Origin of the sequence: Catenibacterium sp. RTP21428st1_D7_RTP21428_210409 (genome assembly GCF_040227455.1) — a bacterium.
In the GTDB taxonomy this organism is placed as follows: domain Bacteria; phylum Bacillota_I; class Bacilli_A; order Erysipelotrichales; family Coprobacillaceae; genus Catenibacterium; species Catenibacterium mitsuoka_A.
Genome location: NZ_JBEHVX010000044.1, coordinates 1 through 18,146 on the forward strand (window position 1 = coordinate 1; position 18,146 = coordinate 18,146).

Sequence of the window (18,146 nt, forward strand, 5' to 3'; positions counted from 1 at the left end):
TTTTTCTAAATTATTCAAACTTATTTTTAAGTTTGTCTTTTTTTATACGTTTTGATTGATTTTTGTTTCACACTTCTACTGTCGCAAATGCAGCAATAAATGCAGTAAATAAACCAGCAGCACCTAAATAATATGTTCTTATATATTCTCCTGCTTTTGCATCTGTTCCAAAAGTAGTAATAATCAAGAAACATACAACTGCAGTGACTGAAACAGCGTCTTCATCAATCTTATACTCTTTAGCCAAGTTCTTAGCTAATAGATAAACAATTAATAAAGCCATAATATTCATACCAGCGCTACCAATAGCACCAAGAACATTCACAATATCTAATCCCTGGAACCCAAACCATTTATCAAAATAGTTTCCCTTTCCTAAGAATACACTATTCAATAGTGTACATAATGAGCAGCCAATGATAATTGGCATAATAGTTACAAAAGCATTTCTAATAGCGGCTAAGTATTTATTCTTTGATAACACTTCCGCAAATGGCAGAATCTTATCTGCAATCTTATCCATTAAAGCGTTCATTTTATTTTTCTCCTTCTATTACATCTGTAAATCTCTTTGTAATGACTTGTGGTCTTGTAATAATAGAACCTACCACTACGCTATAACATCCTAGTTCTAATACACGTTTTGCTTTTTGAGGAGTATCGATATTTCCCTCTGCAATAACTGGATGTTTAACCTTTTTTAAGATGTCTCTTATGATTTTAAAATCATCCGCATTGATCTGATTCCCCTTGCTTTGGTTGGTGTAACCAACTAATGTCGTTCCAATGAAATCAAATCCTAATTCATCAGCATGTACTGCCTCTTCTACAGTACTGCAATCTGCCATGAATAATTGTTTAGGATGATTTTCTTTTACTTTCTTGAAGAAAGCATCTAAAGATATACACCCTGGACGCGTGCTTATTGTTGCATCCATCGCAATGATGTCACATCCCACCTGAACAAGATGATCTACATCTTCATAAGTTGGTGTAATATAAACATCACTGTCTTTATAGTCTCTTTTAATAATCCCAATAACAGGTAATGGAACTGCCTTCTTGATTGCTTCAATATCTTTAACAGAATTCGCACGAATTCCTTTTGCGCCACCCTGCATTGCAGCAACAGCCATGCGTGACATAATCAAAGAAGAATGAAGCGGTTCATCTTCCAAAGCCTGACAGGAAACTATTAAATGTTTTTTTATTTCCCCAACCATTCTATGTTCTCCTTTCATTACCAATCATAATCAGACTTCCTCATCACTTCAATGAATCTTGCGGGTTTGGAATCTACTTTCAAACAAATAAAAAAAGAACCTCATAACGAGATTCTTATAAGAAAGCACTTTCATATCATCTAGAAGAACTTATATTCCTTTAATAGGGCTTCTAGATCAGAGCCCTCTATTCTTTTTAACAACTCTTTTAAGACAAGACGTTTTGTGAATGACTGACTTTCCATGAAAGTCTCATCACCATATAAAGATGAGAAGACACTTAAATAGTCTTCAATAGAATAACGATAAGCTGGAATACTTCTAGTGATATGTAATAAACTATACACTGCATTCATTGCGGTATGTACGAGATAATCTAAGCTTACTGGATATTATAAGGTAATGAGACACCTCCTCCTATATAGGCATAGTTTGTTCCATTGGTATGTGCTTCTAGATATTCTATAATAGGTACAATCACTGATTCATACACGCAATACTTAGGAGAAATCATACATTGTGTTGTCAATATATGCATATAACGATGTAATGTCACTTTAAAAGAATGAGCATCATTGACTTGAAATAAAGCATGCCAATAACAGTAGAAATCAGATTCCATAAAGTCCTGACTGAATACATCTTTAACCTGTTTATCTTCTAATTGTTCATCTGAAGTAAAGAAGAAATGAACAAATTCTGATATCAATTGGTCACCCTCAATTGTAAAATAAAACTGGAATTAAATTTTTATATATATTTACCATGTAAAAATTGATATCTTTTCTTAAAATAATTGTTTAACATAATTTTGCAGGCGATGTAGTATTCGTACAATCAAAATAGTTTCTTTAGTAATCTGATAAAATATAATGTAATTATCACATGTTAAAAATCGAAATCCACTATCAATATTATTTTCTAAATACCATACTGGTCCAAGTTGGAGATATTCCTTAAGTTCACTAATTTTATCGAGAATTCCTTTTACTGTTTTTTCTGCTGCAATCGGATTATTCAAATCATCATAGATATAATCATAAATTCTATCCAAATCTTTTCTTGATTTTGGTGAGTAAAATATTTTAATCATTATTGAATCTCTTTTCAAAATGTTTTAGCATTTCATCTTCATCAATCCACCCTTCTTCATTAGCAGAAACAACACTTTCATTTAACATGCTCATAAGTTTCATCTCAGCAACAAGTTTATCGTACTTCATTGCTTTTTCATACATTTCCTCCTGTTCATTGATATCCATAATGGTATAACAACCATGACCATTTTTTGTTAAATAAACAGGTGAACCAACAGATACTTTTTCTAGCACTTGATTATAATTTCTTAAATCTGAAATAGGTTTAATGACTGGCATAAAAATCACTCCTTACATCATTATTATACATATTTATTAAGAATTATTCAAAGTAATATTATTAGAAGAATTCTACTAATAATTGGTTTTCCATTCTTTTATCTAAATGAAAACGGCAGAAATGACTACATGAATAAGACTGCACGCAGGGTGATTGATTACTGTATCGATCATGATATTGGAACTCTTGTTGTGGGCTATAATGAAACATTTCAGAAGGATTAGAACATAGGCAAACTTTTGGGATAAGGATGTCATACCAGTCTATAAGAGTGATGATACTGAAAAATACCATTTCAGTGGAAAGAGAATAAATCGAGGACAGTATAGAACAGCTAGTGGACAAGTTCTGAACGCAGATGTAAATGGTACATTAAATATCCTGCGTAAAAGTAGCATTGTGGATGCAAATATTGTCTATACAGTAGAGACGAAATGGACACGCAATAAGAATACGGAGTATTAAGTTGAGGTAGTTCACAAGTAGAAAATGTCATGTCCCTGTTGACATAACATATAAGCGACTGCCTGTCGCACAAAAAAAAGAACCTCATAATGAGATTCTTATAAGAAAGTACTTTCATATTATCTAGAAGAACTTATATTCCTTTAATAGGGCTTCTAGATCAGATCCCTCTATTCTTTTTAATAACTCTTTTAAGACAAGACGTTTTGTGAATGACTGAGTTTCCATGAATGTCTCATCACCATATAAAGATGAGAAGACACTTAAATAGTCTTCAATAGAATAACGATAAGATGGAATACTTCTAGTGATATGTAATAAACTATACACTGCATTCATTGCGGTATGCACAAGATAATCTAAGCTTCCTGAATATTCATAGTCTAACGAAACTCCTTCACCTATATAAGCATAATTTAATCCATTGACGTGTGCTTCACAATGAGTACTAGTATGAGTGTAAGGAACAGTAGAAGCAGACATCAATGAGAGTTCATTGATTTTATTCTGTGGAATACCCAAGTGATAAAGCCATTCTGCACATATCTCATAGCCTTTACTTTCTAGCATAGACTTTTCTACATAATCACCTGTTTTCTCTGGATGTAATCCATGAAGTAGAATGACACATTCATTCTCTTTCTGGTTCTTATAGTAAGGCTGTCTTGGTATTGTCCAGTTGAGTTCCCAGGCTGATTCATTAATTGGAATCACACCACCTGTAATATCTTCACCAGAAAGTGGATCTATTTGAAGTATATTTCTTAGGTAATGGATGATTTTCTCATCATGAGTTGTAATGACTGCATGGGCTATAGAATCTTTACTTTGACTTGTATGAATAAATAGAAGATCCTGATTTGTCAGATCTATAGTTTCTTCCATACCTTCACTCTTAATTGTAAAAGCAGTGGCTTTATCGTCTTCTATTTCTATATGAGTCACTTCAGTATTGAAATGGAAGACTATATGATGTGCCTCTAGATATTCTATAATAGGTACAATCACTGATTCATACATGCAGTACTTAGGAGAAATCATGCTGTGCGAGGTCAATATATGCATATAGCGATGTAATGTTACTTTAAAAGAATAAGCATCATTGACTGGAAATAAAGCATGCCAATAATAGTAGAAATCAGATTCCATAAAGTCCTGACTGAATACATCTTTAACCTGTTTACCTTCTAATTGTTCATCTGAAGTAAAGAAGAAATGAACTAGTTCTGATATTAATTGAACACTTAATTGTATATTATGAATAGTCTTCATAGGTGCATCATGATTTAAATAAGTCATTTCATCTAAAACAGTGAGTCCCTCTGTTTCTATAGAAGGTATAGAACGTAATATATCCCATAAATAGAGACTACGATTATCTACAAAGGAAAGATAAGGCTCATAATGATGGAATGAATCTACTGAATCAATAATATGAATATGTTCACCCTTTAATGAACCATCTCTCAATAAATAACAGGCAGTCACTAAGCTAGTAAAGTCACTTCCTAATATATATGCATTATGTGCATCAATGTTTTCTCTTTTTCTTGGCTTCACAAATAAATCCATGGCAATCCCCCCTATCCTCATAGTATAGAAAAAATAAAATATAAAAAAATAAACATCCCATACAAGATGTTTATTTTTTATACATTATAGTGTTTTTGTTTAAAAGGTTTCATAGCGTTTTAAGGCCGCTTTGATGTTTCCTTTGATTGCTTTATCTAGTTTACGGATAATAAGTTCTGGGTCCTGTCGCATATCATTATTGATCCATTCTAATGTAAGACCGACAAAAGAATACTTATAGAAATTCGCAAGGAACTCTTTGTCATCTTCTCTGACATTCATTCCTACAGCCTGTTCATCTACAACATCCTTTAATAACTTATATACAATTCTATAAAGATATGTTTCTACATGTTCACGACTAACAGAACGATAAACATTAGTGACAAATGGTTTGTTGTCTAAGATAGCACCAAAGAGTGCATAGAGACCTTCTTCCCATGTATTAGATGTTTTATGGCCCTGTAATACTTCTTCAGCATCCTGAATACATGACCATTCTACGAGATCATAAATATCCTGGAAATGATAATAGAAAGTCATACGGCTGATACCACAGTCTTCTGCAATATCATTAATAGTGATCTTATCAAGAGGCTTCTTTAATAATAAATGTTTCAATGACGCTTCAATAGCGCGTTTCGTAGTTTGTGACATTATGGCCCTCCTTATATTCACTATTATGCACGTTGTTTTTATATTTTACAACAAAAACGTATAGATGATATTGATGATTGGCATAGTAATAATACATAAAAGAACAGATAATGCGTTAATAACTGAACTTTCAAAAGCATGATTATCATATAATTGCGCAAACTGAGTCACAGTAGAAGCTGCAGGACCACTGGCTGCAAGTAATGAAATCATTAATACCTGTGATGCACTTGGGAATAGTTTTGTCACGCCTGTTAAAATAAAAACTAATAAAATAATTGCTGGGAATACAACTAAACGAAGGAAACATACGACATAAGCACGGACATTGGTAAAGACTTCCTTCATATTCATACCAGCAAGTAACATTCCTACTACAAACATACTTAATGGTCCCATTAAGCTGCCCATACCAGATACAGCACTCTGAAACATCGTAAGTAATTTAATCTGTAAGAAGAACATAATGATACCTGCTGCAATCGCAATCATGTTGATGTTCAATAAAATCTTCTTTAAATCAAAGTGTGTATCTTCACTAATAATGAACTTACAATGTGTCCACAATAATAAAGTCTGTACAATCATCTGACTACTCCCACGGGCAAGCCTTTGGGGTTCTGATTGCCAAGTGTAGCTTGTAATCGTACATCATTTTCAGACTTTGGAGTTACAAGTGTAAATCTATTTGAATCAGAACTTTCATTACCAAGCAGTCCAGCGACTACATTAACGGTAAATTTCTACTTTCGTAAGGAAGTATAGTCAATCTCCCTGAATATATTTTACGCTATCTTAATTCCGCTGTTTAATACCTTGATCTCGTTAACCTTAATCCATTCGATTAAGACCTTTTCTTTGCTGTAACACTTATCAAATTCAGAAATACATTTGTTTTTATCTATATCTTTGGTTCTGTAATCGTAACAGTATAATAGGAATGATGAATACCAGTCTCTTTGTACCTCAGTACCATCTTGCAGCTTATACATTCGGTCAGATAATCTCTTTTTAATATAGTCATCAACAGTATGGTCATATTGACTTGCTCTGTAATCATTAGATACTTCAATATATATACCACCTGATGCCTTGAATTTCTGTTCTACAGCAGTTTGAAACCCAGAAGGACATCTATCCTTTATGGATTTGCCAAAACGCTTTTTCCTGTTAAACTTGCCTTTACTATTGACCGTAGTTTCTTTGGCTCGTCTCATAAGCCTGCCTGCATTTTTGGGTTCTGTGATAAATACATCTCCAAGACTTCTTAAATGATTAGCGTCTTCATTTATTGCAAGCTGTCTGTTTATGGCATTGATGCGACATAGTTCAGAGTGCTTTGTTTTCAGCTTCTTATAATGATTAGAATATCTCCAAGTCTTGCGACCTTTTTTAACAGTACCATCATCATTATAATTTTGCGGATTAGTTGCACGTCTTGACCTGTCCATAGCACGATAAAGCAGCCGTTCTTTTCTCTCAGAAGTCTGAATACTGTTGCCACGCTCTGAAAGATTCTTCAAGCCCACCTCAGTATCAGATGTATAAGCAACAGTCTGTGTACCAATATCAGCACCGATCATTCCTTTGCCATATTTATGTCTTGGACTGCCAAATCTATCATATTTTGGCTTTGCCTTACCCTCAATAGTAAGATGCAGATATACTCTGTATTTCCCTCTTATCATCTTAGGAACAAGCGTAGCATAGCAGGGTCTATATGTATCAATACAGTACGCTTCATCCATAAGTGTCTGCACAGCCTTATTATTCATGATCTCAGGTTCAGCAAGATAATCCAATATTGCATTCACTTCATCTGTCTGAAATCTATCATTAATCTTTATTCCAAATACCGTCCTGCCAAGTTTGAACTGTAACTTATTATCCTTAACGAATATACGGATACCACGATTCATCTGTTTTGCCCTTATACAAGGCAGGTCTCCATATTTAGAGAAATGTAAGATATTACCATTACCATATAAACATTTTTCCATGCCACGCCAAATATCTTCGGCTTTAGTAAGGGCAAAAACCGCATCTACATTATACTTCTTGCCAATAAATATCATTGATTTTCTACAAAAATCCCAGGTAACGTCATACTGCTTTTGCATTTCATTGAGCTGTCCAGCAAAATGTTTACGTTTTTTCTTGTCTTCCGTAGAGCCATACAATTTAAGCAGCTTACGATATCTCTTGGTACGCATAAGATGGTCATAATTCTTTCTCATAAGACCTACGAGTTCGTTACCCGCTTTTCTGATCTTATCCGAAAGCTTTACAACTTTTTGTATATCATAAGAAGACATATCAGTTTCAGCAGCTAGAATATGTCTATCAGAAAGCTTATGAAATTGTTTTAGAGCCTTTTTGTATTCTTCGTGACTTATCATCTTTTTGTTCCTCGATATACTTAATTACTGCAGCTTCGCTTATGCGTTCTACAGTTGAGACAAAATACCCTCCTGGCCATAAAGTTCCACATCCTGCATAGAACTTTTTAAGTTGCAGATACGCTTTAAATAATTCGATAGCGCTGATACTTTTAAGAGTTCTAGCCACATCGCATAAGGAGCGACAGTCTGTGGCACATCTATGAAAATATGTATATGGTCTGGCATTACTTCAAGTGATTTTATATGATAATTATAATCGTTACAAATTTTCTGTAATATCTGTTTTAAAGCATCTTTAACATTACCTTTTAAAACCGGAAATATGAATTTAGGACACCGTATGATATGATATTGTATTAGATATTTACAATGTGAAGCACTGTGATATTTTTCCTGAATACCTCTACGCATAAGGTCAAGAAGTGTAATAGTCTCGCCTTCCTCAACAGAATAGATACGTGCAAGGTTTTCAAGCTCTATTTTCCATTCCATAAGAATAGATATGTTTACTTGAACATTATTTGATTTTGATCTTACCATTGATTAAAAAGTCCCTGCTGTTTTTATACATACATTATACATCTACTCTATACAAAACTTAAGTGAAAATTATGTAGCTTTCAACCCATAGGCAAGCCTATGGGTTTTTCGCCACTAATTTATAACCTGAACAATAGAAAACCATTTCGTTCCCTAATACGATAGAAACAAGAGGAAGAATCAAGTTTCCACAGTTAGGATACATGATGGACATTGATTCAATCGCATTAAAATGACATTTTTTTGTGAGTATCTTAGCAAGTATATAATAAATAATATGTACAAGAATAGCTGCACCAATAGACAGTAAGAAACCTTTTAACTTTTCTGCTGTTAAGTCAATCTGGAACGAATTGATGATTGCACAAGGTGCAGAAACATATAATACAATCTGTGATAAAAGTTTTGATTCTGATATTGTACATATATCTGTTTTAATCAGTACATATCCTACTCCTATCATAATAAATAAAGCTCCAATTTGTGTAGCAAGTGAAATAGCTAAATCCATATCTTTAACCCCCTAGAAGGCATCATACACTTATTATCTTCTAAAAGCATCTTTTTGCATAAGATGAAAAAAGTGATTGTCGCAATGATGTGAAATTTTAAATACATTGTATGTATGAATTATTCATTCTACAACACTTATTCAAATATATATACTTGTTGATATTATTATAATATAATATATTTATAAATCACTTAACATAAAGAAAGGAGAAGAAGCATGACTACAACTATTATTTACTTCTTAATTGTATTGATTCTACAGTTACTCTTATTCCTATTTATCAAACGTAATCATAATAATAGCGTACTACTTGTTTTGATTTCTTTAGGTATTTCTATATCTGCTGCAATATCTTTATGGAACACAGCTATTCTTATAGATGAACTAGGTATAAGTTCCAGTAGTCTCAATACACTATTCTTCGGTATATCTATCATATTATCTTTAGTTAATATGTATACTGTACTCAAAGAGAAATAATCAGGCCATATAGTCACATACGACTATATGGTCTTTTTGTAAAAGAAAACACCAAATAGATGCCCATTTGGTATTTCACATGATTTTACATATTCTCTTGTTCTTGTGCAGATTCCTGTAATAATTGATAGTTTTCCATGAACTCTTCACTATTACTCACATAAGCATAAGAAATATACTTATGCGTAATCTTAATCTTATGTTTACTTACTGCCTTGATTGATTTAATATCCTTTACTTCAATCATTTCTGGAAGTAATGCGACATATTTCCATGTATATATCATGATAATATCGCTATATAAGTGAAGATTATAGCCAGCAAGACAGATTAATGCGATAGTGATTGTCATAATAAGAGCTAAGACAAAACGCATCTGAGAATGCCATACAACTTTGGAATAAATAGATAATGCGAGTAATGCAGGAATCATAATAATCATAAATACTGTTACTCTAAAATCTTTGAATTTTTTCATTTTATCACCTTTTCACATTCTACATGGATTAGGACCATTTGACAAGTTATTGAATTTGTCTTACACTCATTTCATAAAAATATTGGAGGTATTCAATGAAAATCAAGAAATTTCTATCCGAACTACTTGGTACTTTCCTACTTGTATTTCTAGGTACTACAGCTTATGCATTACTTGGATCTACAGGATTAGGTTCTACATATAGTACAGTAGCAGGTATTATCGGTATTGCAGTTGTATTTGGTCTTGCAATGACATTCGTTTATTATATGTTCTCTTCTATTTCAGGAGCACATGTCAATCCAGCAGTGTCTATCGCAATGTATTTTAATGGAGCTATCTCTCTCGTAGAAATGTTCCTTTATATTGTGGCACAACTATTAGGTGCACTTCTTGCAAGTGGATTACTACTTGGTATTCTTAAATGTATTCCTAGTGTATCTATCACAACTTTAGGTGTTGGACAAACAGGATATAGTTCTTTAAGTATGATTTCATTAGATGTAAAGGGTGCTATTCTTATAGAAGCTGTATTAACTTTTGTATTTGTATCAGTGTACTTACATGTAGTAAATGATGAAAGATTAGAAAGACTATCTGGATTATTAATTGGTGGTGCATTAACACTTGTCACAATTTTAGGTATCCCATTTACTGGTGCTTCTATTAACCCTGCAAGATCATTTGGTCCAGCAGTTATTATGAAGATACTTGGTAAAGGCACTGCACTTAATCAGTTATGGGTATTCTTATTATCACCACTTATTGGTGCTTTAGTCGCTTATATCGTTTATAAGTTATTAAAAGGTGAAAAGATTGCATAGCTAAACTGATTCAAAAATCTTTGGGCTGTAACGAATAGACAGTATTGACTACTACCTTGAGCGTTACAGCACTTTTTCATATATACTCTCCTAAAAAGGTTATTCTCTTTTGCATGATGAATACTTTTTCATATTCTAGATGCACTTAAAAACATTAGAAAAGAGATAGCTTCCGCTATCTCCCAGGACCCCTGCTATAAGTTAGGATTATTATGTATATACTAATAATTCGCTTTTTTAACCTAGAATTTGAAGAAGTTTTTAATTTCATCCTTAAAGAAGTAGATAAGTAACACTGTATTTCCAACAAATGGAATTAAAAGAGATGAGTGGAAAAATGTTGGTATTGAAACAAACTCAAATAGCGTATCTGCGATAGGGATTGCCACAATTGTTTGATCAGGATAAAAAGAAACTGCAATAAATAAAATCACATAAATAACAAAACAGAAAAGAAATTTTATTGTTTTAGTACTCATAAAATTATACCTCTATACATTAAGATTTAGATTTAACATCAATATAGAATGCTTGCGTCTTTTTGGAAATGTAGTTATATAAATCATATAATCCACTTGAATCAAAGAAATCTGTTCTCATATGTTTTGCCAAGAAATCTCCAGATATTCCAAAACGACTACATTTTTATATTGATGTGGGGGTTTTCTGCCATTTTCACCCAAATAAATGTAAACGCTTTCTACACTATATATTATACTGATACAAATAATATTAGTAAATAATTTACCAATTTTTATATGTGAATTATTTTCAACAATCACAATCCTAAAGTATACTCACAAAGTGTAGTTCATGCTTTTTATCACCTTAATCCTTGCTTTATCTTTGTGATAATAATTTCTTATTTTATAGAAATTCTATCATACGCATAATATAATTAATTTAAGGAGGATTTCGTTATGAAATATGTTGATAAGGTTTTAACAGAATTAAAAGAAAAGAATGCTGATCAGCCAGAATTCATCGAAGCGGCTACAAACATCTTAAAGAGTTTGGAACCAGTTATTGAAGCACACCCTGAATATGAAAATATGGCTATCCTTGAAAGATTTACTGAACCTGAAAGAGTTATTATGTTTAAAGTCCCTTGGGTTAATGATGAAGGTAAGACTATTGTGAACAGAGGTTACCGTGTACAGTTCTCTAGCGCAATCGGTCCTTACAAAGGTGGTTTAAGATTCCATCCTTCAGTAAACCTAGGTATTATTAAATTCTTAGGTCTTGAACAGATCTTAAAGAACTCTCTTACAACTTTACCTATCGGTGGTGGTAAAGGTGGTTCTGACTTTGACCCACAAGGTAAGAGCGATGCTGAAGTAATGCGTTTCTGTCAGTCATTCATGACTGAATTATACCGTCATATCGGTCCTAGCGTAGACGTACCTGCTGGTGATATCGGTGTAGGTGGAAGAGAAATCGGATACTTATTTGGACAGTATAAGAGAATTAAAGATGCTTATGAAAACGGTGTTTTAACTGGTAAGGCTTTACCATTTGGTGGAAGCTTAATTCGTCCTGAAGCGACTGGTTTTGGTGCTGTTTATTATGGTAATGAAGTATTAAAACATTTCAATGACAGCTATGAAGGCAAGACTATTGCATGTTCTGGATATGGTAACGTTACATGGGGTGTTGCTCAGAAAGCAACTGAATTTGGTGCTAAGGTTGTTACTATCTCTGGTAGAGATGGTTATGTATATGATGCAGAAGGTGTCAATACTCAGGAAAAATGGGACTTCCTTGTTGAAATCAGAACTAAGAACGATATTAAGTTAAAAGACTATGCTGAAAAGTTCGGTGCTGAATTCCATCCAGGAGAAAAACCTTGGAGTGTTAAGTGTGATATGGCATTCCCTTGTGCAACACAGAATGAAATCGAAGAAGAAGATGCTAAGAAGTTAGTAGAAAACGGATGTAAGTATATTATCGAAGGTGCTAATATGCCTACTACTCCAGAAGCTATCGCATACTTCACAGGTCATGAAGGTACTTTAGGTCCTGCAAAGGCAGCAAATGCTGGTGGTGTTGCAGTTTCTGCACTTGAAATGAGTCAGAACTCAATGCGTTATAGCTGGACTAGAGAAGAAGTAGATGAAAAACTTCATACTATCATGGTAGATATCTATAATAACTCTGTTGCAGCAGCCGAAAAGTATGGCTTAGGTTATGACTTAATCAAAGGTGCAAATATTGCAGGATTTGAAAAAGTTGTAGATGCTATGATTGCTCAGGGTAACTATTAATATTAACGAGAGTTGTAATGAAACCATTACAGCTCTTTTTTGCGCCTTAAAAAAGGTGGATTATTCAATTTCCACCTTTTTCTTATAATTATAGATTATACTTATTATAATATAACAGACTACCACCCCTGCAATCACAAACTTACATTCTTGAGAAAGATGACTTATTCTCAAAATCAGTAAAATCATAAATGTACTGATCATACAAATATTCTCTTGAAGTAATACTTTTGCGGATTTGTTTTTCTTCATACTTTCAATAAGTTCATAAATAACTACTATTGCATCAAAAATCAAAATAACTGCAGCTATTCCTAAACGATACTTTGATGGAATCGCATCAAGACCATTAAATATTAGAAATAGGAATGTAATGATTACACCAGTAAAATAATTTAGAATTTTTTTCATAATAACCTCCTACATATAATAGTATATTATTTTTTTATTAGACGCTAGGGATTGCACCTGATTTCTTTTGTTTCTTTTTCTTTCTTCTCTCTTTAATATTATGAGTAATTGCGATTGCCTGGTAAATTATTACTGAACCCGATAATACTGCACCGATAATTGGATGTACAATATCTAAATGCAAAGGTATAAGAACAATAAGTGAAATAAGCACAAAAATATCAGTTTGTAAAAATACTTCTTTTGATTTGTTCTCTTTCATTCTGTCATTAAGAAGATATCTTAAAATAATTGCATCAAGCACAAAAAGTATAATTAATATAATTGATCGATTTTTTGATAATATTGTGTAAGAATCACCAAACATCAAATACCATACTGTGAACGCAGTACTCAATCTAGTACATATTTTCATGATTGTTTTTGTGAAATTTTTTCATAATGATTTCTCCTATGAGAGTCTATTATTTTTAGCTCCTCTTTTGCAAATGGGTAGTGATTATTCGCTTATTTACTATGTTTAGAGCTCATTGCATCTCGATATCGCACTCTTTTTGGCGACAAAACTGCCATTTCTATAAATTTCAATACCTTATCATACTTATCCTTTTGATCATTCATAATCAGCCAAAATAGATTCAGCCAGTCTTGGAGGTGTTCTTTGTCATAAGCTCCTTATTGTTTTAATAATAAATGAAGATTATTAACTGTATATAAAGGGTTGTCTTTATCTGATAGACCTTTGTTTCTCTTGTTGAGTATACTTCGCTTTCCAGTTCTAATTCTTCAATCAATATACTGTGAGAATGCTCATCATCATGCACTAATATAGAGTCTCTTGCAATATGCTTACTGTATGTTTCTTTTGTTGATAATTCAACTAGTCTTTATTAATGCCAACATTTTTTTAGAACATTTTTATATAAGTGGTTTTTTTCTTTATAAATTTTTTTCTGCTACTATCCTTATACGCATATGTTACGTATTTATAGTACATGTAGCCATCTGCATAATAGCGCTTTGTCTTAAAATATACAACTTTGTTGTTATTTAAAGAACGTACACTGTCAAGAAATGAAACAATTGTTACTGCTAATGATAAAGGCGGAACTGCACCTGCTATTGTAATCCAAAAAGATTTATAATTAGAAATCTTGTAAGTGTCACTATAAATTGTATCAAGATAATGATAAGTAAGTCTTGATGGATCAACACCTTTTGGAATAGGTACCCCTATACGTTTAACAGGTGTTGTTGTATTTTGATGTGATGGGGTTACAACTGTCCATCATCAAATTTTATTTTTGAAATTTTCCCGTTTTCAGCAATCAAATCAACTGTCTTGTTATTTTCTTTATCAAGGACTTGATAATCATTATCAATTTCGGTGATTTTATAAAATTCACCATCAAAAACAACGTTAGAATCTTCTGCAAATGCAAAGTTTATATTAGGCGATATGATTGAAACAGTTAAAACGATTGAAATTATAAATTTTAAAATTTTCATTATTTATTCCCCTTTCCTACTTCTTTCAATTTTCTGAATTCCCAGAAAATTCTTATAAATACTATGATTAATAAAACAAATTCTGCACCAACAAGAAATTTGTAAGTAGCACCAGACATATAAGAAGCACTCTCTGTTAATAAATGATGAAGAAACAAAATTATATATGCTGCGAGTGCTACCGAACATGCAAAAGACAAAAAGTGATAAATTTTCTCTGACTTATTCTTCATAAATTTCCCTCCTTTAAGATTGGTATTGTTTAAATATAAGGTTAAATATGGCATTAATCATCCATACTATAAGGTTTAGTACTAGACCACCAGCCACCATTTCCAAAACTATATGACTTATTTGGACCACTACCAAACTTCATTGTCAGGCTTCTATTACCATAACGTGAAGTTCCATTACTATTTCTTTGTAATGTATATTTAAAATATCCTTTAACTTTAGCTCCCGAAAATACTTTAGATGCTAATTTTCCAGTAGCATATCTACGGTATATATCTGAAACTGCGGTTTTAAAAGCAGCAACTGATACGCCACAAGCAGATACAGTAGCAGATACAGCCGCAATAGCTAATATAGTACCTGCTAAAACGCCGACAGTTTGAAAATCGACAGTAAAATTAGTTTTACAAGTAGCTGCATTTGAAACAGAACGCGCCCCATTAGGCTGAGTAGTAGTCACAACACAATCTTGAACTTCTCCATTAATTGTAAGTACTCCTGTAGTCTTATCATAGATAATATAATCCACATGCTTTGTTTCTTTGTTAATTACATCTACAAATCTTTTTTCATCATTTTCAAATATCTCATATGTGTAATTATCTAAAATCTGTTCTACAGTATTATCTGCATGAACACGACTCATTGGAATATTTAAGATCATTAGAAATGACAAGACAATCATTATTATTTTTTTCATTATTTTTTACCTTTCTCTTTCTTTAATTTCCATCTAGATGTTAACTAAATGTTATACTATGATATTAAATTTGCCTATAATTCTCGCATAAGAGACATATTTTCATGTATAAAAGACATTCCACAAAAATTACATTTCAATCCAATAAAATAATATGCTAAAATATTACAGAGGTGACGTTATGAATATACTGATTTGTGATGATAATACTGCTTTCGCAATGCAGCTAGAAGAAGATATAAGTGAATACTTTCATAATCCTAATATGAATATAAATGTGGTGACTGATCATTTTGATAAAATAGAAGGTACATATGATGTTATATTCATGGATATTGAATTAAATGATAAAAATGGTATTGAAATCGCAAAATATCATAAAGATAAGCATAACTGTCTGGTTATATTCACATCAAGTCACGAGAATCTTGTCTTTAATACATTCCATGTTGAACCTTTTCAGTTCATAAGAAAGAACCATTATGATTATGATAAAAATATTGTCTTTAAGCAGTTAAAAGAGAAACTACTTACTCTTTATATCACTATTACACTTAAAGACAGTAAGCGTTCATTACAGATTCCTATCCAAGATATCCATTCAATTGTCTCTATTGGTCATGATTTAGTTGTCCATACACCAAAAGAAGATTATATGACAACTGGTACTCTTAAAGATTTCTGTAATAATTACATCAATACAACACTCGTTCAGATTCAAAAGAATATGATTATTAACCTTCAATATGTAGAAGATTACAATCGTAATATCATCCTATATAATAATGAAAATCTGACTGTAGGACGTATTTATAAGAACAACTTTTTACATCATTACAAGGAGTACAAAAAGCTATGATATTTGATTTCTTATTTTTAACTATATGTATCACAATGCTTTGTTTTTGCATCAGCAGTATTTTAATACCAGAAAAAAAATATTCCTACACTATTCTTTGTGCTCCTCTTACTCTCACAGAAATGTTTATTTTTACCAACCCTAGTCTCCTCAATAACTTTTTATTGATCTCTCTTATATGTATAACACATGCATGTATGCTTTATATTCATAAATATAAAGCTGTGATCTATAGTATTTCTACAACACTTCTATTCTTTACCGCTTTACTTTTTGTGAATCTTTTATTTGTTCGTTTATTTTCTATATTGAATATAAGCGATTTTTATGGACTTCCTTTTGGAATTCTATATTGTATGATTGCCTTGGGATTATTAAAGATATTAAAATACAATAAAAATAATCTTTCCTTCCTCGAAGAGAATAAGACCTTTGGTCTTATTGGGATTGTATTACTTATATTAATCTCTTTACTCATGCAGGCTCTTTCTTTTATTGAACTACCCCAATCTACAATCATCTTAATGACTGTATTGGTATTTGTGTTAAGTTTATTATTTCTTTTTCTATTCTTCCAATATAGACAAAATTACTTAGAAAAAGAGAAGTTAAGAATACAAAGAGAAAATAATGATCGAATCAATCATATATATGATTCTTTACTAAAGAAAGAACATCGTATGCTTTATGTATTAAGAAAGCTTGATCATGTGATTTCTGATAAAGAGACACATCAGTTTATTCAGAAAGAAATAGATGATTTAATGAATAAACAATTTGTATCTCATACTAATAATCCTATTTTCGATCATAGGCTAACTATTCTTATGCAGATTTTAGAAGATTATGATATTAAGATGATAGTCATGGTTCCTGTTGATTCTCGTTTAAATGATGCAGATATTATTGAACAGATGGAAATCTTTATTAGAGAACATATAACAGATCATACAGAAATAAGACTAAAGGTTAAAGATAATCAATTCATTATAAATTGTAATGACAAAACTAAAAACATCCGCTTAAAAACGCCTCATTAACGAGGCGTTTTATAGATTATAAGATACAATATACAGCAATTGATCCTGAGCTACTACAATCAGTGATCTTCCTACATCACTTTTCTTATAATACTTATAATCCTGAGTGAAGTCTGGCAACTGCTTTTGTGATACTTTTGCTTCTATGATATATTTATTGAATTCTTCTTCTATTTCATTATTCTTCTTATTAGTCAATGTAATGGGAAGATTTTTATTTTTAACTTCCTGTACCTCATAATATATTCCATCATTAGTAAATGAAGGAGAAGGTTTTACTTGATAGACAATGGTATTTTCTGAAGGGAAGTCGATATTCCAGTTTTCAGATATATAATTCATATTCTGATAATGAAGAAGCGTAGAGACAATCACAACAACAATAAGTGTTATAAGAATGACTAATATTTTCTTGAGTTTCATCATTTCACTCCTTTCTACACTTCAACTCTATATGAGATATGATTTATTGCCTATAATTCTTGCACAAGAGACATAAATTCTAGCATAAAAGACATTGAAAAAGGGGCTGTAACGAATAGGTAGTATTTACTACTACCTTGAGCGTTACAGCTCTTTTTCGTATATCCAAACCCA

General features: G+C 31.9%; 26 protein-coding genes. 5 read left to right on the plus strand and 21 right to left on the minus strand.

Annotated features, from left to right (window positions below; all coding sequences use genetic code 11):
• Window positions 1-67 precede the first annotated feature (67 nt).
• From ABUA27_RS07490 to ABUA27_RS07550, 13 genes are all read right to left on the minus strand, one after another.
• Window positions 68-535 (minus strand): PTS transporter subunit EIIC, encoded by a 468-nt coding sequence (locus ABUA27_RS07490; protein ID WP_129982134.1) that lies wholly within the window; start codon window positions 533-535, stop codon window positions 68-70.
• 1 nt (window position 536) lies between these two features.
• The gene (locus tag ABUA27_RS07495) at window positions 537-1,223 is read right to left on the minus strand and encodes an N-acetylmannosamine-6-phosphate 2-epimerase (RefSeq protein ID WP_187011573.1); all 687 of its coding nucleotides are present in this window, start codon (window positions 1,221-1,223) and stop codon (window positions 537-539) included.
• A 140-nt stretch (window positions 1,224-1,363) separates the two neighbouring features.
• Window positions 1,364-1,579 (minus strand): hypothetical protein, encoded by a 216-nt coding sequence (locus ABUA27_RS07500; protein ID WP_153188262.1) that lies wholly within the window; start codon window positions 1,577-1,579, stop codon window positions 1,364-1,366.
• Between the two features lie 26 nt (window positions 1,580-1,605).
• Window positions 1,606-1,932 carry an oleate hydratase gene (locus ABUA27_RS07505; protein ID WP_161220347.1) on the minus strand — a complete coding sequence of 109 codons (327 nt, stop codon included), beginning with the start codon at window positions 1,930-1,932 and terminating at the stop codon, window positions 1,606-1,608.
• A 78-nt stretch (window positions 1,933-2,010) separates the two neighbouring features.
• Complete coding sequence (locus tag ABUA27_RS07510; protein ID WP_330041949.1) at window positions 2,011-2,316, minus strand: type II toxin-antitoxin system RelE/ParE family toxin; 306 nt, start codon at window positions 2,314-2,316, stop codon at window positions 2,011-2,013.
• Entirely contained in the window at window positions 2,309-2,599 is a 291-nt protein-coding gene (locus ABUA27_RS07515; protein WP_006504885.1) for a hypothetical protein, read from the minus strand. The genes ABUA27_RS07510 and ABUA27_RS07515 overlap by 8 nt, the downstream gene beginning before the upstream one ends.
• A 589-nt stretch (window positions 2,600-3,188) precedes the next feature.
• Window positions 3,189-4,637, minus strand: coding sequence for an oleate hydratase (locus ABUA27_RS07520; protein ID WP_330041951.1), 1,449 nt, complete (start codon window positions 4,635-4,637; stop codon window positions 3,189-3,191).
• Between the two features lie 99 nt (window positions 4,638-4,736).
• Window positions 4,737-5,294 (minus strand): TetR/AcrR family transcriptional regulator, encoded by a 558-nt coding sequence (locus ABUA27_RS07525; RefSeq protein WP_022424285.1) that lies wholly within the window; start codon window positions 5,292-5,294, stop codon window positions 4,737-4,739.
• 45 nt (window positions 5,295-5,339) lie between these two features.
• Window positions 5,340-5,882: an AEC family transporter gene (locus ABUA27_RS07530; protein ID WP_349820493.1), complete on the minus strand. Its 543-nt coding sequence runs from the start codon at window positions 5,880-5,882 to the stop codon at window positions 5,340-5,342.
• Between the two features lie 197 nt (window positions 5,883-6,079).
• On the minus strand, window positions 6,080-7,693 hold the full coding sequence (locus ABUA27_RS07535) for a hypothetical protein (protein ID WP_349820494.1): 1,614 nt from the start codon (window positions 7,691-7,693) through the stop codon (window positions 6,080-6,082).
• Entirely contained in the window at window positions 7,647-7,811 is a 165-nt protein-coding gene (locus tag ABUA27_RS07540; protein WP_349820499.1) for a transposase, read from the minus strand. The genes ABUA27_RS07535 and ABUA27_RS07540 overlap by 47 nt, the downstream gene beginning before the upstream one ends.
• Window positions 7,742-8,236 carry an IS200/IS605 family transposase gene (gene tnpA, locus ABUA27_RS07545; protein WP_238634624.1) on the minus strand — a complete coding sequence of 165 codons (495 nt, stop codon included), beginning with the start codon at window positions 8,234-8,236 and terminating at the stop codon, window positions 7,742-7,744. The genes ABUA27_RS07540 and tnpA overlap by 70 nt, the downstream gene beginning before the upstream one ends.
• 97 nt (window positions 8,237-8,333) lie before the next feature.
• Window positions 8,334-8,747, minus strand: a complete 414-nt coding sequence (locus tag ABUA27_RS07550; RefSeq protein WP_129982326.1) for an AEC family transporter — start codon at window positions 8,745-8,747, stop codon at window positions 8,334-8,336.
• A 219-nt stretch (window positions 8,748-8,966) separates the two neighbouring features.
• Here ABUA27_RS07550 and ABUA27_RS07555 point away from each other — a divergent pair, with 219 nt between their 5' ends.
• Window positions 8,967-9,230 (plus strand): hypothetical protein, encoded by a 264-nt coding sequence (locus ABUA27_RS07555; RefSeq protein WP_215656478.1) that lies wholly within the window; start codon window positions 8,967-8,969, stop codon window positions 9,228-9,230.
• Between the two features lie 85 nt (window positions 9,231-9,315).
• Here the strand turns inward: ABUA27_RS07555 and ABUA27_RS07560 are convergent, their stop codons facing one another.
• Window positions 9,316-9,708, minus strand: coding sequence for a hypothetical protein (locus tag ABUA27_RS07560; RefSeq protein WP_129982270.1), 393 nt, complete (start codon window positions 9,706-9,708; stop codon window positions 9,316-9,318).
• Between the two features lie 95 nt (window positions 9,709-9,803).
• Here ABUA27_RS07560 and ABUA27_RS07565 point away from each other — a divergent pair, with 95 nt between their 5' ends.
• Entirely contained in the window at window positions 9,804-10,532 is a 729-nt protein-coding gene (locus ABUA27_RS07565) for an MIP/aquaporin family protein (protein WP_129982271.1), read from the plus strand.
• A gap of 242 nt (window positions 10,533-10,774) precedes the next feature.
• Here the strand turns inward: ABUA27_RS07565 and ABUA27_RS07570 are convergent, their stop codons facing one another.
• Window positions 10,775-11,011: a hypothetical protein gene (locus tag ABUA27_RS07570; RefSeq protein WP_129982272.1), complete on the minus strand. Its 237-nt coding sequence runs from the start codon at window positions 11,009-11,011 to the stop codon at window positions 10,775-10,777.
• A gap of 441 nt (window positions 11,012-11,452) precedes the next feature.
• On the opposite strand from ABUA27_RS07570, the gene gdhA reads away from it, so the two are divergent.
• Window positions 11,453-12,796 carry an NADP-specific glutamate dehydrogenase gene (gene gdhA, locus ABUA27_RS07575; RefSeq protein WP_349820495.1) on the plus strand — a complete coding sequence of 448 codons (1,344 nt, stop codon included), beginning with the start codon at window positions 11,453-11,455 and terminating at the stop codon, window positions 12,794-12,796.
• 60 nt (window positions 12,797-12,856) lie between these two features.
• Here the strand turns inward: gdhA and ABUA27_RS07580 are convergent, their stop codons facing one another.
• The 5 genes from ABUA27_RS07580 to ABUA27_RS07600 all read right to left on the minus strand — a co-directional run bounded on the left by ABUA27_RS07580 (window position 12,857) and on the right by ABUA27_RS07600 (window position 15,650).
• Window positions 12,857-13,207 (minus strand): hypothetical protein, encoded by a 351-nt coding sequence (locus ABUA27_RS07580; RefSeq protein WP_349820496.1) that lies wholly within the window; start codon window positions 13,205-13,207, stop codon window positions 12,857-12,859.
• 37 nt (window positions 13,208-13,244) lie between these two features.
• Complete coding sequence (locus ABUA27_RS07585; RefSeq protein WP_343004296.1) at window positions 13,245-13,469, minus strand: hypothetical protein; 225 nt, start codon at window positions 13,467-13,469, stop codon at window positions 13,245-13,247.
• Between the two features lie 1,013 nt (window positions 13,470-14,482).
• Window positions 14,483-14,716, minus strand: coding sequence for a hypothetical protein (locus ABUA27_RS07590; protein ID WP_349820497.1), 234 nt, complete (start codon window positions 14,714-14,716; stop codon window positions 14,483-14,485).
• Complete coding sequence (locus ABUA27_RS07595) at window positions 14,716-14,949, minus strand: hypothetical protein (protein WP_278244095.1); 234 nt, start codon at window positions 14,947-14,949, stop codon at window positions 14,716-14,718. The genes ABUA27_RS07590 and ABUA27_RS07595 overlap by 1 nt, the downstream gene beginning before the upstream one ends.
• 53 nt (window positions 14,950-15,002) lie before the next feature.
• Window positions 15,003-15,650, minus strand: coding sequence for a hypothetical protein (locus ABUA27_RS07600; protein WP_278244094.1), 648 nt, complete (start codon window positions 15,648-15,650; stop codon window positions 15,003-15,005).
• A gap of 181 nt (window positions 15,651-15,831) precedes the next feature.
• Here ABUA27_RS07600 and ABUA27_RS07605 point away from each other — a divergent pair, with 181 nt between their 5' ends.
• The gene (locus ABUA27_RS07605; protein WP_287846831.1) at window positions 15,832-16,509 is read left to right on the plus strand and encodes a LytR/AlgR family response regulator transcription factor; all 678 of its coding nucleotides are present in this window, start codon (window positions 15,832-15,834) and stop codon (window positions 16,507-16,509) included.
• A gap of 356 nt (window positions 16,510-16,865) precedes the next feature.
• Window positions 16,866-17,549: a hypothetical protein gene (locus ABUA27_RS07610; RefSeq protein ID WP_349820498.1), complete on the plus strand. Its 684-nt coding sequence runs from the start codon at window positions 16,866-16,868 to the stop codon at window positions 17,547-17,549.
• A 9-nt stretch (window positions 17,550-17,558) separates the two neighbouring features.
• Here the strand turns inward: ABUA27_RS07610 and ABUA27_RS07615 are convergent, their stop codons facing one another.
• On the minus strand, window positions 17,559-17,972 hold the full coding sequence (locus tag ABUA27_RS07615) for a hypothetical protein (RefSeq protein WP_281080163.1): 414 nt from the start codon (window positions 17,970-17,972) through the stop codon (window positions 17,559-17,561).
• Window positions 17,973-18,146 lie beyond the last annotated feature (174 nt).